Source organism: Cyclobacteriaceae bacterium, assembly GCA_013141055.1.
Taxonomy (GTDB): domain Bacteria; phylum Bacteroidota; class Bacteroidia; order Cytophagales; family Cyclobacteriaceae; genus ELB16-189.
In genome coordinates this window covers 1,368,765-1,383,265 of record JABFRS010000002.1, presented here as the reverse complement: position 1 = coordinate 1,383,265, position 14,501 = coordinate 1,368,765, and the positions used below count along the sequence as shown (strand labels likewise).

General features: G+C 40.5%; 13 protein-coding genes and 1 rRNA gene. 9 read left to right on the top strand and 5 right to left on the bottom strand.

The window, feature by feature from the left end; genetic code table 11:
• Nucleotides 1-152: 152 nt before the first annotated feature.
• Nucleotides 153-264, top strand: a 5S ribosomal RNA gene (gene rrf, locus HOP08_20805).
• 110 nt (nucleotides 265-374) lie between these two features.
• On the top strand, nucleotides 375-1,337 hold the full coding sequence (locus tag HOP08_20800; GenBank protein NOT77367.1) for a lipid A deacylase LpxR family protein: 963 nt from the start codon (nucleotides 375-377) through the stop codon (nucleotides 1,335-1,337).
• Between the two features lies 1 nt (nucleotide 1,338).
• On the opposite strand, the gene HOP08_20795 is transcribed toward HOP08_20800, so the two are convergent.
• A complete protein-coding gene (locus HOP08_20795) occupies nucleotides 1,339-2,193 on the bottom strand; it encodes an SDR family oxidoreductase (protein NOT77366.1) in 855 nt (284 codons plus the stop codon).
• 137 nt (nucleotides 2,194-2,330) lie between these two features.
• Between HOP08_20795 and HOP08_20790 the strand changes: the two genes are divergently transcribed.
• The 5 genes from HOP08_20790 (at nucleotide 2,331) to HOP08_20770 (ending at nucleotide 7,392) form a co-directional block, all read left to right on the top strand.
• A complete protein-coding gene (locus HOP08_20790) occupies nucleotides 2,331-3,284 on the top strand; it encodes an OmpA family protein (protein NOT77365.1) in 954 nt (317 codons plus the stop codon).
• Between the two features lie 12 nt (nucleotides 3,285-3,296).
• Nucleotides 3,297-3,461, top strand: a complete 165-nt coding sequence (locus HOP08_20785) for a PLDc_N domain-containing protein (protein NOT77364.1) — start codon at nucleotides 3,297-3,299, stop codon at nucleotides 3,459-3,461.
• A gap of 79 nt (nucleotides 3,462-3,540) precedes the next feature.
• Complete coding sequence (locus HOP08_20780; protein NOT77363.1) at nucleotides 3,541-4,785, top strand: MFS transporter; 1,245 nt, start codon at nucleotides 3,541-3,543, stop codon at nucleotides 4,783-4,785.
• 120 nt (nucleotides 4,786-4,905) lie between these two features.
• Entirely contained in the window at nucleotides 4,906-7,008 is a 2,103-nt protein-coding gene (locus tag HOP08_20775) for a tetratricopeptide repeat-containing sensor histidine kinase (GenBank protein ID NOT77362.1), read from the top strand.
• A gap of 66 nt (nucleotides 7,009-7,074) precedes the next feature.
• Nucleotides 7,075-7,392 carry a hypothetical protein gene (locus tag HOP08_20770; GenBank protein ID NOT77361.1) on the top strand — a complete coding sequence of 106 codons (318 nt, stop codon included), beginning with the start codon at nucleotides 7,075-7,077 and terminating at the stop codon, nucleotides 7,390-7,392.
• Nucleotides 7,393-7,490: 98 nt separating this feature from the next.
• Here the strand turns inward: HOP08_20770 and HOP08_20765 are convergent, their stop codons facing one another.
• From HOP08_20765 to HOP08_20750, 4 genes are all read right to left on the bottom strand, one after another.
• Nucleotides 7,491-8,102, bottom strand: coding sequence for a class I SAM-dependent methyltransferase (locus HOP08_20765; GenBank protein NOT77360.1), 612 nt, complete (start codon nucleotides 8,100-8,102; stop codon nucleotides 7,491-7,493).
• A 36-nt stretch (nucleotides 8,103-8,138) separates the two neighbouring features.
• Nucleotides 8,139-9,284, bottom strand: a complete 1,146-nt coding sequence (locus tag HOP08_20760; protein NOT77359.1) for a cystathionine gamma-synthase — start codon at nucleotides 9,282-9,284, stop codon at nucleotides 8,139-8,141.
• A 100-nt stretch (nucleotides 9,285-9,384) separates the two neighbouring features.
• A complete protein-coding gene (locus HOP08_20755) occupies nucleotides 9,385-9,876 on the bottom strand; it encodes a DUF1905 domain-containing protein (GenBank protein ID NOT77358.1) in 492 nt (163 codons plus the stop codon).
• A gap of 52 nt (nucleotides 9,877-9,928) precedes the next feature.
• On the bottom strand, nucleotides 9,929-11,224 hold the full coding sequence (locus tag HOP08_20750; protein NOT77357.1) for a 2-oxo acid dehydrogenase subunit E2: 1,296 nt from the start codon (nucleotides 11,222-11,224) through the stop codon (nucleotides 9,929-9,931).
• A gap of 339 nt (nucleotides 11,225-11,563) precedes the next feature.
• On the opposite strand from HOP08_20750, the gene HOP08_20745 reads away from it, so the two are divergent.
• Both HOP08_20745 and HOP08_20740 read left to right on the top strand, forming a co-directional pair.
• Nucleotides 11,564-11,896 (top strand): PadR family transcriptional regulator, encoded by a 333-nt coding sequence (locus HOP08_20745; protein ID NOT77356.1) that lies wholly within the window; start codon nucleotides 11,564-11,566, stop codon nucleotides 11,894-11,896.
• Between the two features lies 1 nt (nucleotide 11,897).
• Entirely contained in the window at nucleotides 11,898-14,495 is a 2,598-nt protein-coding gene (locus tag HOP08_20740) for a hypothetical protein (GenBank protein NOT77355.1), read from the top strand.
• The last annotated feature ends 6 nt before the right edge of the window (nucleotides 14,496-14,501 follow it).

The window sequence follows — 14,501 nt, the reverse complement described above, 5'->3', positions numbered from 1 at the left end:
ATGTGCTTGCTCTATTTTACTCTTTCATCAAGAATGTCAACGATATTGGATCTGCCAAAAGCAAGATCCAGAGACGCTCAACTAAACGAAGTGAGACCTCTTTAAAAATATTCTGCCCCCGGCCTTACTAAAGACCCGGACAGAACAAATATTAAGGTGACTATTGCGGTGGGGACCACCTCTTCCCATTCCGAACAGAGTCGTTAAGACCACCCGCGCTGATGGTACTGGAGTAATATCCGGGAGAGTAAGTCGTTGCCTGACTTTATCAAATTAACCTCACCCTAACCGGTGAGGTTTTTTTGCTTTTAGGCCATCCTAATTTAAAACTAGAAAGTATATTCGTTGCAGCATGCCTCCCCAGGCAAACATGTATGAGACAAGTGAAGGCCTTTATCATATTCTTAATTCTCCTATCTAATTGCCCTTCACTGAAAGCCCAATCCTCAGATGAAGCCAACAGAAATTATCAACACGAAATTTTTCTGAATGTCGACAACGACTATCCTTTTGCCACCGATAAATACTATACGGCTGGACAGGACCTATATTATAAGTTTCTCATCTCATCAAAAATTTCATTCTTTAATAACAACGATTCTTCTAAAACTATTTTCTCAATTCATTACGGCAACAAGGTATTCACTCCCCAGAATGTAGATACAGAGGAATTCTTCTTCATGGACCGTCCTTATTGTGGATGGAATTTTGCTGGCGCGTCAGTACTGAACTTCAGGAATAAAAATGCAGGCACTTTATTTTATGTTCAACTTGGGCTCGTTGGGAAAGTCTCTGGTATGGGGGAACTCCAGCAATGGCTCCATAGAACTATTGGCCTTTATTCTATCTACGGTTGGGATACCCAGATACAAAATGAATTTGTTGTCAACGCAAATGTGAGGCATACGCGCGGATTTGAATTAGGTAAAAAGATTGAGTTTGTGTCAGCCACCAGTGTTTGGGTCGGTACTGGTTCCAATAAAATCACAGAAGAAATAACTCTTCGTCTTTTTAAATTCAATGCATTGCGGGAATCTTCTTACATGAATGCCAATATCTCCAGGAAGAATTATTCAAGTCGTAAAAGTGAGTTTTTCTTATTCACTTCATTGGAAGCCAATTACGTATTCTCCAATATTTTTATTCAGGGAAGTCTGTTTGATAATCCAAGCCAGTTTACAACATCTATAACACCCTGGCTTTTTGCCGGAAAGATTGGGGTGCAGTATTCAGGGGGAAGGATATCTTCTGGATTTTCGATTACTCACCTGGGTAGAGAAACGCCAAACGTCGCAACTTTTAATTATGCTACGGCAAGTCTGGCATATCGCTTTTGATTTATTTCCTGGTCTTTTCAAACACGTCCCACATATCTTCTGATATCTGTTCAAGATGGCTGAACTCTCCACCATTCTTTAGCCATTCACCTCCATCAATAGTTACAACTTCACCTGTCATATAAGCTGAATAATCCGACAAGAGATATGCGGCCAGATTTGCCAGCTCCTGATGCTCTCCAACACGTTTCAACGGGATCCTCTTGGCAGGATCAAATTGTTTAGCCAGATCCCCTGGGAGCAACCGACTCCATGCGCCTTCTGTTGGGAAAGGTCCCGGAGCGATAGCATTACTTCTGATGTTATACTTAGCCCACTCTACCGCAAGTGAACGAGTCAAGGCAAGCACTCCCGCTTTTCCACACGCAGATGGAACCACATAACCAGAGCCTGTCCAGGCATAGGTTGTCACAATATTCAAAAATACGCCGGGCTGCTTCTTGGTAATCCAGTTCTTACCTGCCGCCAATGTCATGTAATAGGTTCCTTTTAAAACTATATCAACAATAATATCAAATGCCCTATGGGATAGCCTTTCGGTAGGACTGATGAAATTTCCCGCTGCATTATTCAATACACCATGCAATTGACCAAACTCATTTTCAATGGCAACCATGAGTTTTTCTATCTCCTCATATTTTCTGATATCGCACGGTACGGCAAGCACTTTGCCACCGGTTTCTTTCATAAGCCCCTCAGCGGCTGCATCAATCACATCTTTTTTTCTACTGCTGATAACAACATTTGCTCCAAGCTCCAGCAGATACTTTGACATAGATCTACCCAGACCTGTGCCGCCACCAGTAACTAAAATTGTTTTTCCCTTGAATGAACCTGCTTTTAACATGCCTTCCATAGTATGAATTTTTGATAGGAGATGATTTGTTACCTTCAAAACAAAGCTAATGAGTTTTTCGTCATGAACTTTTTCTTTTGGAAGGTCGATTTCAAACCCATACTTTCGTGGGAGATTTCAGATTTAACAATTGTTTTATGAAACTATTTTTTAAACTATCGATCCTGATTTTTGTATTAGGTCTCCAGTCCTGTATTGTTACTAAAAAGAAATACGATGACATACTGGCCCAAAAGGTAAAAGCAGAGGGAGAATTGGCTCAACGGGAAGATGAACTTGCAAAAGTTAATGCGCAGGTGAAAGCCTTGTCAGAGGAAACAGCAAAGCTTAAGGCTGATACCACCTCATTAGGTGATGTAAAAAGAACTACTGGAAGAAAGTTGGCTGAACTCACTAAGGAGTATGATCAACTCAATGCGTATTATAAAAATTTGATGAATAATAGTGGCAAATTAAATCGCGATTTTGCCCAGCAAAAAGACCAGTTGTTTGCCATTCAGGAGAATCTCGACAAGACCAGGAAGCTGAATGATTCATTAAGTGTGAGTCTTGCTGAACGCGAAAAGAAAGTAAAAGAATTAGAGACAATCCTTTCCAACAAAGATAAAGCTGTTCAGGATCTGAAGAACAAAATCAGCAATGCGCTGCTGAATTTTAAGGAAAATGATCTCACCGTAAATGTGAAGAATGGAAAAGTTTATGTTTCGCTTGCCGAACAACTTCTCTTTGGCTCTGGAAGTATTGAAGTGGACAACAAAGGAGTAACTGCATTGCAGCAACTGGCAAAAGCCATTAAGGATCAAAAGGATATTCAAATCCAGGTGGAAGGTCACACGGATAATGTTCCTATTGGAAAAAAATCTCAATACATGCAGGACAATTGGGATCTCAGCGTAATGAGAGCAACCTCAATCACTAAGATACTAACAAAGGCAGGTGTTGCTGCGAATCAGATTACAGCCTCTGGAAAAGGAGAGTTCTCGCCACTCATTGTCAATACAACCGATCAGAACAAACAAAAAAATCGCAGAACAGAAATCATCATCACTCCGAATCTGGATGAATTGTTTAAAATACTAGGCACAAATTAATAGACTGAAAATATGGGAAGGCTTATCTACCTTATTGTTGTTGTAATAGACATCCTCTGTATCATTGATATTGTGAAAGGATCTAAGGACAACGAGAAAAAAATTCTTTGGATAGTAATCGTTGTATTTTTGCCTGTATTAGGGCCCATTTTATATTTCCTGATGGGAAAGAAATGAGTTCACTTATTCGGAAAAGATAACTTCTTGAGTTGATGGTGTTCATTGTGAATGCCTTAAATATTCCTATTTTGCTTTCATGTTGAAAGAGGAAAATTCAAAAGGCCTTTTAAGTGTGCCTGTCATTGTAGCTGCTCTTGGCTACTTCGTTGATATTTACGATTTGCTATTATTCAGTATAGTTCGAAGGTCAAGCCTTAGTTCAATGGGCGTTCCTGATGACCAACTTCTTACGCAAGGAGAATTTTTGCTCCAGGTTCAAATGACCGGTCTTTTGATTGGTGGATTGATCTGGGGAATCATGGGAGATAAGAGGGGGCGACTTTCTGTTCTCTTTGGTTCGATACTACTTTACTCACTCGCAAACATCGCTAATGGATTCGCAACAACAGTGGATCAGTATGCAATGCTGAGATTTATTGCTGGTATTGGATTGGCAGGAGAGTTGGGTGCAGGAATTACATTAGTGGCTGAGGTATTGCCGACAAGGCTTCGCGGGTATGGCACTACTCTTGTTGCAGGTTTCGGATTGATGGGAGCTGTTCTTGCTAATATCATTGCAAACAAGTATGATTGGAGGATAGCATACTTCATCGGTGGTGGACTTGGTCTCCTTCTATTGATTGCGCGAATCAGTGTATTCGAGTCAGGGATTTTTCTTAAGACCAAACTTGAATCTGTACAACGAGGAAATTTCTTTCAACTGTTCAGCAATAAGGCCCGTTTCAAAAAATTCATGGGAAGTATTTTTATTGGCCTTCCAATATGGTTTACGATTGGTATACTGATAACTTTTTCGCCGGAGTTTGCAAAAGCTTTGCACATCAGTGGCGACATTAAAGCTGGAGATGCAGTGATGTACAGTTATATAGGCCTTGCTGTGGGTGATCTGGTCAGTGGCTTCATAAGTCAGGCTATGCGCTCAAGAAAAAAAGTTGTCCTGCTTTATATTTTCCTTACAGTAGGAATGGTGTCGCTGTATTTGTTTACACCGGGCCGTTCGGTTTTCTATTTTTATGTTACATGTTTTTTATTGGGAGTAGGAATTGGTTATTGGGCGTTGTTTGTTACAATTGCTGCCGAGCAGTTTGGAACTAACTTACGTTCAACAGTTGCTACATCAGTACCAAACTTTATTCGTGGGACAGTTGTACCATTGAGCTTCGCCTTTCGTTATCTCCGTGAGGAAATTGGAGATGGAGATACTGGTGTTATTTATGGAGCCGTCATTGTTGGTGGGTTCACGATAGTAGTAGCGTTGATTGCTCTTCAAGCCATTCAGGAAACTTTTGGAAGAGACATGAATTTTGTGGAGAAGGACTAGTGGTCGATTTGAAGTAAAAAACTTGATTTTACCATATTTACTTACATCAAACCGATTAAATCACCCCTATATTCTACTTTTATAAAATATATATTTTGGCCGAATCATCGGCTATTTGAAATGAGGCATAAAGGATTTAATCGGGTCTGTATTGTCACTGCGGGAATACTCTTTCTTATTTCTATCTCTTCCTTTGCTCAAAATATTAAGCTTCTCGACAGTCTTAAAAATGCCTTGCGCTTTGCTCCCATTGAAGAGCAATTTGACTTGTTGAATAGTGTTGGATTTGAATATCGCTATTCATTCCCCGATAGCACTATTCACTATTGCACAAAAGCATATGAATTGGGCAAGCAATTAAAGGTTGAGAAGACACTGGCTCGCCCCCTGAGTTTTATTGGTTTGGCAATGGCCAATCAGGGTGATTATAAATCTGCTCTGGAGTATCAAAACAGATCCCTATCGGTAGCGTTGAGTCAGAGAGACACCTTGCAGTTAGCTCACGGTTATAATAATGTGGGCAGAATATTTTTTGATGAGGGTGATCTAGTAAGGGCGTATACAAACTTTGTGAGTTCAAGAGAACTTTTCGTTAAGCTTCATGATAAATCGGGGCTCGCTTATGTTTACCGAAGCCTTGCCACTCTTTTTAAATCACAGAATGATTTCAAAAAGGCACTTGAGAATTCTGAGAAAGCACTTGCATTAAGGAAGGAACTGGGAGATCCCCGTGCTATTACCTCGGCTTACATGGAATTAGGTCTTGTCTATGAGGAGATGGATAGTACTCCGTTAGCACTAAAACAATTTCATTCTGCAGACTCTATTGCCGTTGCTGTAAATGATCAGATCACAAAAGCCGAATTAAAGATTGGGATTGCAGAGATATATTTTATTGAAAACAGAATAAAGGAAGCTGAAGCAATGGCTTCAGAGGTTTTGAGTGTTGTAACTGAGAAGACCAATCAAAAGATATTTCTGAGATCCAGTTTGCTTTCCGCAAGGTGTAAACTAAAAAACAAAAAGAACCCTGAAGCACTTTATATTCTTACCATGATCTATGAAAGCTCTGAGAAATCAGGTAACCTGGTTTTTCAGAGAGACGCAGCTCAGCTATTGAGTTCTGTTTATGATAATCAAAAGCTGACAGCAAAATCCAAGGAATTTCTGGATGTTTATCAGATCCTCAATCAGAGAATTCAGAATGCGGATTTGAACCGTGAAGTGGAGAGACTTCAGTTTCAATTATTGATTGAAAAGACAGAAAAGGAAAATGCGTCATTAAAGGCAAAGCAAATTGAAGATGAGTCGTTAATCGTTCGTCAACGTTCCCAAAATTTATTGCTTTGGATCGTAGCAATATTTGTAGCTGCGCTTGCCATTGTTATCTGGAGAGTAAGCCAGCGTCGAAAATTACTTAATCAGACATTGGAAGGTCAAAATCTTCATATCAAAGAGCAACGGGAAGAGATTGCCAAGCAAAATGAGATATTGTCGAAAAGCAACAAAGATCTTGATGTGATCAATCATGAGAAAGATACGCTGATGAACATTGTGGCACATGATTTAAAGTCTCCTTTAAATAGAATTCATGGACTGGTTCGAATCATGGAGCTTGAAGGGAACCTGAACGAAAATCAGCATCAGTATATCAGAATGGTGAAGGATAGTACGCGGGGAGGATTGGATCTTATTACTGACTTACTGGATGTTCATGCATGGAATGAATTGCGCGAAGATCCGCCACCATTGGCGTTTGATTTTGATCAATTTTTCACTGAGCGCGTATTGTCATTTCAGGTTGTTGCTGAGGCAAAGGGAATAAAGCTCGTTCTCAAAAGTGACGTCGAGCATAGGATTTTTTCAGAACCTGATTATATTGGAAGAATTCTGGATAATCTCATCTCCAACGCTATAAAATTTTCAGTCAGAAATACTACTATCGAAGTATCGGCCAGTTGGGCCAATGATACTTTAAAAATTTCTATAAAAGACGGCGGACCAGGTTTCTCTGAAGAGGATAAACGGATCATGTTTCAGAAATTCAAGAAACTCAGCGCCCGTCCTACAGCAGGTGAGAGCTCCAATGGATTGGGTCTGGCTATTGTGAAAACGCTGGTGGATCGTCTTGGCGGCATGATTGAATTGAAAACTTCTTCTGCAAAAGGAAGTGAGTTTATTATTGAAATCCCTGCAAAAATCGCTCAGCAAGTTCCAGTTTAAGTTTTGAGGGGGTCTAATTAAACCTTCTCCTTCCGTCCGTGTCAAAGCAGCAAAAAACTAAAAACCATGAAAAAGGAAATTCTATTTGTATCACTTTTTGCACTGATCTCATTGGCCACTTTTGCTCAGGATGCTACTCCGAAGGCGGATGTTCGCCAGGCCACAGAACGTGCAAGAATTCGCCAGGGAAGGAAGAGTGGAGAGCTGACCAATAGAGAAGCAGCAGGATTGAATTCGCAGCAACGCCGTATTCGTCGCACTGAAAGAAGAGCCAAGTCGGATGGAACAGTTACTGTTCAGGAGAAGCAACAGATTAATCGAAAACAAAACAGGGCAAGCAGAAGTATTCGTCGCCAGAAGAATGATGCTCAGGTAAAGCCTTAATGAAAATTAACCAGCAGTGTTCAAAAAATCAATAATTCATGAAATTGAATAGCTTAAACCTACTCAGTTTCATGAATGTCTTTAGGAATTGATGGGTGCTATTTTTTTCGTCCTGTGAATCTAGCAACGGAACCTTTTCCATTGTGATACAGTCCTTCCTTTAGCTCTATCTCTTGTTCTATCAATTCAATAATTTCAAAATTTTGGAAATCCGACTTTATTTCTTCAATTGAAAATAGAGATGCCAGATCTTTAGGTCCTCCTATCTTTTCATTTCTGGTAACATATTCCAGGTGATTTTTGCTAAAGGCTTCGAAAATCAGAATTCCTCCTGGTTTTAAATACGTTGCTATTAACTTGTGGTAGTCTGATTTTCTACTTGCAGGAAAATGAGCATAGATCAATGCAATGACATCGAATTGATTGATAGAATAAGTCAGAGATTCAAACTCCCCGACTTCATACTTAATCTCAACGTTGTGTTTCGTTGCCAATTGAAGGGCTTTCTTTTTCCCTTCGATGCTAAGGTCAAATGCAAAGGCTTCCCAGCCGAGAGTAGCGGCATAAACTGAGTTTCGGCCTTCTCCTTCAGCGGGAAAGAGTATGATTCCTGGCGGAAGTTTGTCAAGCTGCTTTTTAAGATAATTATTGGGTTGTTCGCCGTATGCGAATTCCTTGCTGCTATATCGGTCGTCCCACTTTTCTTTCATTAATCTTAGCGTTGTTCTTGTTAGGGCATCAGGAAATTAAATCTTACCCAACGCCTGATCAAGATCTGCAATAAGATCTTCAATGTCTTCTACTCCAACGCTTAAGCGTATCAGTGTATCGCTCAAGCCGTTCTTCATTCTCTCTTCTTTTGGAATGCTTGCGTGGGTCATAGATGCCGGATGGTTGATAAGAGACTCTACACCTCCCAACGATTCTGCCAAAGAAAATAATTCAACCTCTTCCATAAATTTGGTTGCCATTTCAATCTTGTCATTCTTCAAAGTGAATGACAGCATGCCTCCAAAGTCACGCATTTGTTTTTTTGCGATCTCATGGTTGGGATGATCCGCAAATCCAGGCCAATAGACTTTCCCCACCTTAGAATGATTGTGAAGATACTCAGCAATCTTTTTTCCATTGAAACAATGACGCTCCATACGCAGGTGCAGGGTTTTTATTCCACGCAAAACCAAAAATGAATCCTGAGGTCCAGGTACTGCACCACAGGAGTTGGCGATAAATGCCAGGTCCTGATAAAGTTTTTCATCGTTTACAACCAGCGCACCCATGATCACATCACTATGTCCCCCCAGATATTTAGTGACAGAGTGCATTACTACATCGGCGCCGAGATCAAGAGGGTTTTGCAGGTATGGAGATGCAAACGTATTATCTACTGCTACCCGTATATTATTTTTCTTTGCAATGGCTACACATGCACGAATGTCAATGATCCTCATTAAAGGATTAGAAGGTGTCTCAAGCCACAACAGTTTCGTGTTTTTATTGATCAGTGGAACAATGCTATCAGCACTTGCCAAATCTACAAAGTGGAACTTGACCCCAAACCTTTCATACACCTTTGTGAATAAACGATAGGATCCTCCATACAGATCATTGCTGGTAATAACTTCATCACCAGGATTCAATAATCTGAGTACTGCATCTGTCGCACCCATGCCAGAAGAAAAGCAAACTCCGAATTTTCCATTCTCAAGTGCCGCAATACTCTTCTGAAGTGAATTACGGGTTGGGTTTGCTCCACGAGCATATGCATAACCTTTATGTTTTGCAGGCGATTCCTGAACATAAGTTGAGGTCTGATAAATGGGTGTCATAATGGCACCCGTAGTTGGATCTGGTTCTACACCCGCATGAATGGCTTTCGTTCCGAATTTCATAGTAATTTTTTAGTATCAATAGCTGGGTAAACTTCCGATTTTTTGAGGAGAGATTCTAATGTTGGTGAAGATTGATGACCTCATTTACAATGGATGGGAGCTAGCTTTTGCCTGGCTTCCATGTTCCATTAGTATCCTTTAAACGATTAATAAAGAGAAGCGAGCGCTCGATTCGTTTTTCAATAGATTTTGCCTGATTGATATAATAGATGAGACTGCGCTGAGCTCCGTTGGTAAGCTGTTCAAAGTATTTTTTTCCTTCCATATCCTGGGCCAGCAACTCTTTCAATTCCTCTGGAAATTCGTGTCCGAACTCCGTATCATCTTTTTGAATGACTGCTTTTATTTTTTGCCCTAGTTTAAATTTGCCTTTTTTTAGAATTGGAGATCCTACACTGATAAAGAACCCACCATCGCCGTCTGGTCTAAGTGCACATGCATATTTTACGGATTCGTTGATTGTGCAAAAGATTCTTACGGATTTTCTTTCTGAAAATTGAAGAGCAACTTTCTGAGGCACTTTGATCAGATGCATGGCGCCTTTTACCGGGAGTTTTTCAATGAAAGCACCGAACTCTACTTTTCCTGGCATACTCTTTCTTGAATATGAAAATTAAGATGTAAGAGTATTAAAATCTCCTGGGCTAAATGACTCTTTCGGAATCGAATTTTTCCAGGTAGTCGGCTACTCTTCTCACAAAGCTTCCACCCAGAGCACCATCAACGACACGATGATCGTAAGAGTGCGAGAGAAACATTTTATGTCGGATCGCAATAGCGTCGCCCGATGGTGTTTCAATTACTGCCGGCTTCTTTTGAATGGCACCTATAGCAAGTATTCCTACCTGCGGTTGCATAATAATAGGTGTTCCCATCACATTACCAAAAGTTCCAACATTGGATATGGTATATGTTCCGTTCGCAAGATCATCTGGCTTAAGTTTGTTCTCGCGGGCGCGTTTAGTTAGATCATTAACAGCTTTAGCGAGTCCGCTCAGACTGAACTGATCAGCATTCCGTATTACTGGAACAATTAGATTACCGGAAGGTAATGCTACTGCCATACCAATATTGATCTCCTTCTTTTTTATAATGCGATCTCCATCTACCTGGACGTTGATCATTGGATAATCCTTAATCGCAAGAATCACAGCTTCCATAAAAAGTGGAGTGTAGGTAAGACCGTCACCTTCACGTTTTTGAAACTCATTCTTTACACGACTTCTCCAGTTGACAATTGTGGTGACGTCTGCTTCTACAAAGGATGTAACATGTGGTGCAATGCGTTTAGAATCAACCATGCGCTCGGCAATCATCTTGCGCATGCGATCCATTTGGATGATCTCATCACCTGCGCTAATAGAAGCTGGCACAACGGGACCACTTTTTACAGATATTGACTGCCCAGCCTGTCCTGGTTTACGATTCTGAACGTATTCAAGAATATCCTTCTTGGTTACTCTGCCATCGGCGCCGCTTCCAGAGATATTTTCAAGTTCAGCAACAGCAATTTTTTCTTCCTTTGCAATATTCTTTACAAGTGGTGAATAGAAGCGCGAAGATGAATTATAATCCGTAGCTCCATTGGAATGACCGGATCCATTGCTGGAAACAGTCGCCACAGGAACCGTCGCCTTTGCTTCTTTGGCAGCAGACTTTGTTGGAGCAGTAGTAGAAGCTGTTTCTTTGGGATCTCCTACTTCTGTTGTTAAGACTGCGATTGGTTTGCCTACTTTAACGACCTCACCTTCTTTGGCAAGGATTTCAACCAGTGTGCCGGCATGAGTAGAGGGTACTTCAGTATCCACCTTATCGGTAGCAACTTCAAGTACCGATTCGTCCTGCTCAATCTTGTCGCCAGGCTTTTTGAGCCAGGTTAAAATTGTAGCCTCCATGATACTTTCGCCCATCTTAGGCATGATCAGTTCTACCCGTGCCATGTATTCGATTGTTTTGAGATTGCTAAGGTAAGGAGTTTCAGGGTTAAAGGTGAAAGATTAAAGACGAAAGCTGGGTAAGGCAAAAGGGGAGAAGATTGAGGGGAAATTTATAGTTGGTTGCAATTTTTATACTGAAGAAAACGTGTTTTTCAGAATCCTTTTTGGGATTCTTTCGGGAGGCTTTTGAAAAAAGCTTGCAAACCCTAGAACCGTGGAGAGGATTTTACGACGATCAAGTCCTGACTTGGGAAGTTCAGGACTTCCTGGAAATATTTTTTAGTATTTGTTATACAAAAATATAGTAAATCGATTATATTCACGTTTGTATAACAAATGAACATGAAAAGAACCTACCTGGGAGAATTTGAGGAGCTTGTGTTGCTCACAGTCGCCTCGTTAATGGATGATGCTTATGGTGTCTCTATTATGAATGAAATATCCAATCAATCCGGGCGAGAATCAAATATCAGCGCTATCCATGCTGTACTGAAGAGACTGGAGTCAAAAGGATTTCTGAAATCAAAAATGGGGGGTGCCACCACCGAAAGAGGAGGAAGGCGGAAAAGGTATTTCCAGTTGACCAACAGCGGAAGAAAAACGGTAGATCAAACGATCGAATTAAGGATTCAATTGTTTAACCGTGTACCCGGATATTCCTTAAAATTATCTTAAGATGGACGCGAGACCTCCTCGTTGGGCTGATAGATTTCTCCGGTGGTATTGCGACCCGGATTTGCTGGAAGAAATTCAAGGCGATGCTTATGAGTTATTCTATCAAAGATTGGAAACAAGAACGCAATCATATGCCCGCTTAAAATTTATCTTGGATGTATTTCGATTTCTTCGATGGTCGAATATCAGAAAATCAAACTGGTATGATCTTCAGGATGGCTCGTGGCGTTTTGCTTTTACACTTGCATGGCGTCGTGCGAAAGGCAACCATTTAAACTCTATGATCAAGGTTCTGGGCATTGCCATCAGCTTTGGATATGCACTGACGCTTGGATTGATTGCCTTTGATGAATGGTCCTATGATCATCATCAAATAAATGCGGATCGCATCTTTAGGGTAGGATCCACAATTAAGTTCAGCGGTAATACAACTCACTATGCTGTTTCTCCATTACCGCTGGCGGATGCATTAAAGCAAGAAATTCCGGAAGTGGAAGGTTCTCTTCGTTTCATGGCGGAAGAGTATCCCTTACTGAAAAAGGATGATAACTTTTTTAGTGATATGAAGACTTTATCTGTTGACAGTAATTATTTGAGAATATTAATTCCTGACTTTCGACAAGGTGATAAACGAGCTTTGGATGAGCCTAACACTATTGTTATAACCCAGTCACTTGCGGAGAGAATTTTTGGTGAAGAAGATCCATTGGGTCAATCTCTTTTATATAACAATCATTTTCTGCTGGAGGTTACCGGAATTATTGAAGATCCGAAACACTCGTCACACCTGAAGGCCGATGCCCTTATTTCCTGGAACACATTTGATCAAATGGAAAATTGGGACAATGTGAATGCCTACACCTATATCCTCTTAAGGGAAGGAGCTAGCATTGAGGATGTACGTTTGAAAATCCACTCAGCTTTAAAGGATCTTGATGAACTGGTCTCAGAGGAGTACAATGCGTCATATGAACCTATTTTTGAAAATATTAAGAACATCCATTTGTCATCTGAAAAAGATGAGGACATTGCCATCAAAGGAAGTCTCAATTATGTTTATCTATTGGGTTCGATAGCAATTTTATTTGCTGCGCTTGGGATTGTCAATTATGTAAATCTGATTTCCGCAGAATTAACAAAGGACTCTAAGAAGATCGGACTACTGTCAATCTTTGGTGGAAATCAATCAGCTTACCGAAAAACACTCATATCTGAATCAGTGCTTTATCTGGTCATTGCAGGTTTGCTGACTTTGATAATTGTGATTTTCAATTTGAATCTCGCGGAAACTTTTCTTGGCATGAAGATAGACTATTCGCTGGTTACGTCTCCTGCATTCCTCGGCAGCATTATTTTATTATTCTCCTCAACGCTTTTTGTGGTTTATTTTAATTCATCGATTTATATAAAATTGAATTCCTCCATCAGTGCATTGAAGAAAGCTACTCACTTTAATAAAACAGGATTGTCTTTTCGTCAAATTCTGGTGTCGATACAGTTCTCGTTTTCAATTGTCATGATGGCCCTGGTGATGGTGCTTATCCAACAGTTTTATTTTCTGCAATCAAAGGATAAGGGCTTTAATGATGATGATGTGATGGTGATCAAGCGTCATGTTCAGACTGTGTCAGAGGCTGAAGTATTTCGATCAGCGCTATTGAAGCATCCTGGGGTGATGGGAGTTGCTAATAGTTCATATTACCCTGGTGTCATCGAAACCAAGTACTCTTTCCTGATGGAGTCGTCAGATGGAATGAAGAAGAGATTGACGCCAGTGATATTTTCCAGCGCAGATTATCTGAATATCATTGGCGCACAAATATTAAGTGGAAGAAGCCTTGATGATGCAAGGGCAGAAGATCATAACGCATCATTTATTATCAATGAGGCCGCAGCCCGTGAGTTTGGTTGGGATGAACCGCTTGGTAAAAGGATATCAGGCCCGGTAGGAGCAAATGATCAGGGTGATCGTGATGGATTTGTTATTGGTGTAGTTAAAGATTTCAACTTTGCTTCTCTCTATAATAGAATCGAGCCTCTCATTATAATTCTTGAGGAGCGAAATATTTTCTTATACATAAAACTCAAGGGAAACATCCCCGATCTCGTTCAAAAAATAGAAGCATCCTACAAAACGCAATGGCCGGATATCCCTTTGGAGTGGGAGTTTCTGGATTCCAAATACAAAAGCCTCTATAAGAAGGATTATGATTCGCAATATATTTTTCAGTTAGGTCTGCTGATATCGGTGTTTATTTCTTGTCTTGGAATTTTCAGCATCTCTGCTTTGATGGCAGGATTGCGGCAACGTGAAGCAGGAATTCGCAAGGTTGTGGGCGCTAATCCTTTGCAACTATTCTGGCTTCATCTGAAAAGTTTCTCAAAACTAGTGATTATTTCTCTGGTGCTGGCCTGGCCTGTGATTGGGTACTTATCAACCTACTGGTTGAATAGTTTTGCTTATCGCATCGAGCTAGGTCCTACTTACTATATCATTCCGGCAATCATCTCTTTTACGATAGTGTTTGCAACTGCTGGATTTCATGGAATCAAATCCGTCAGAGTCAATCCTGTTGATGTTTTGAAGTGTGAAGGTTAATAGATT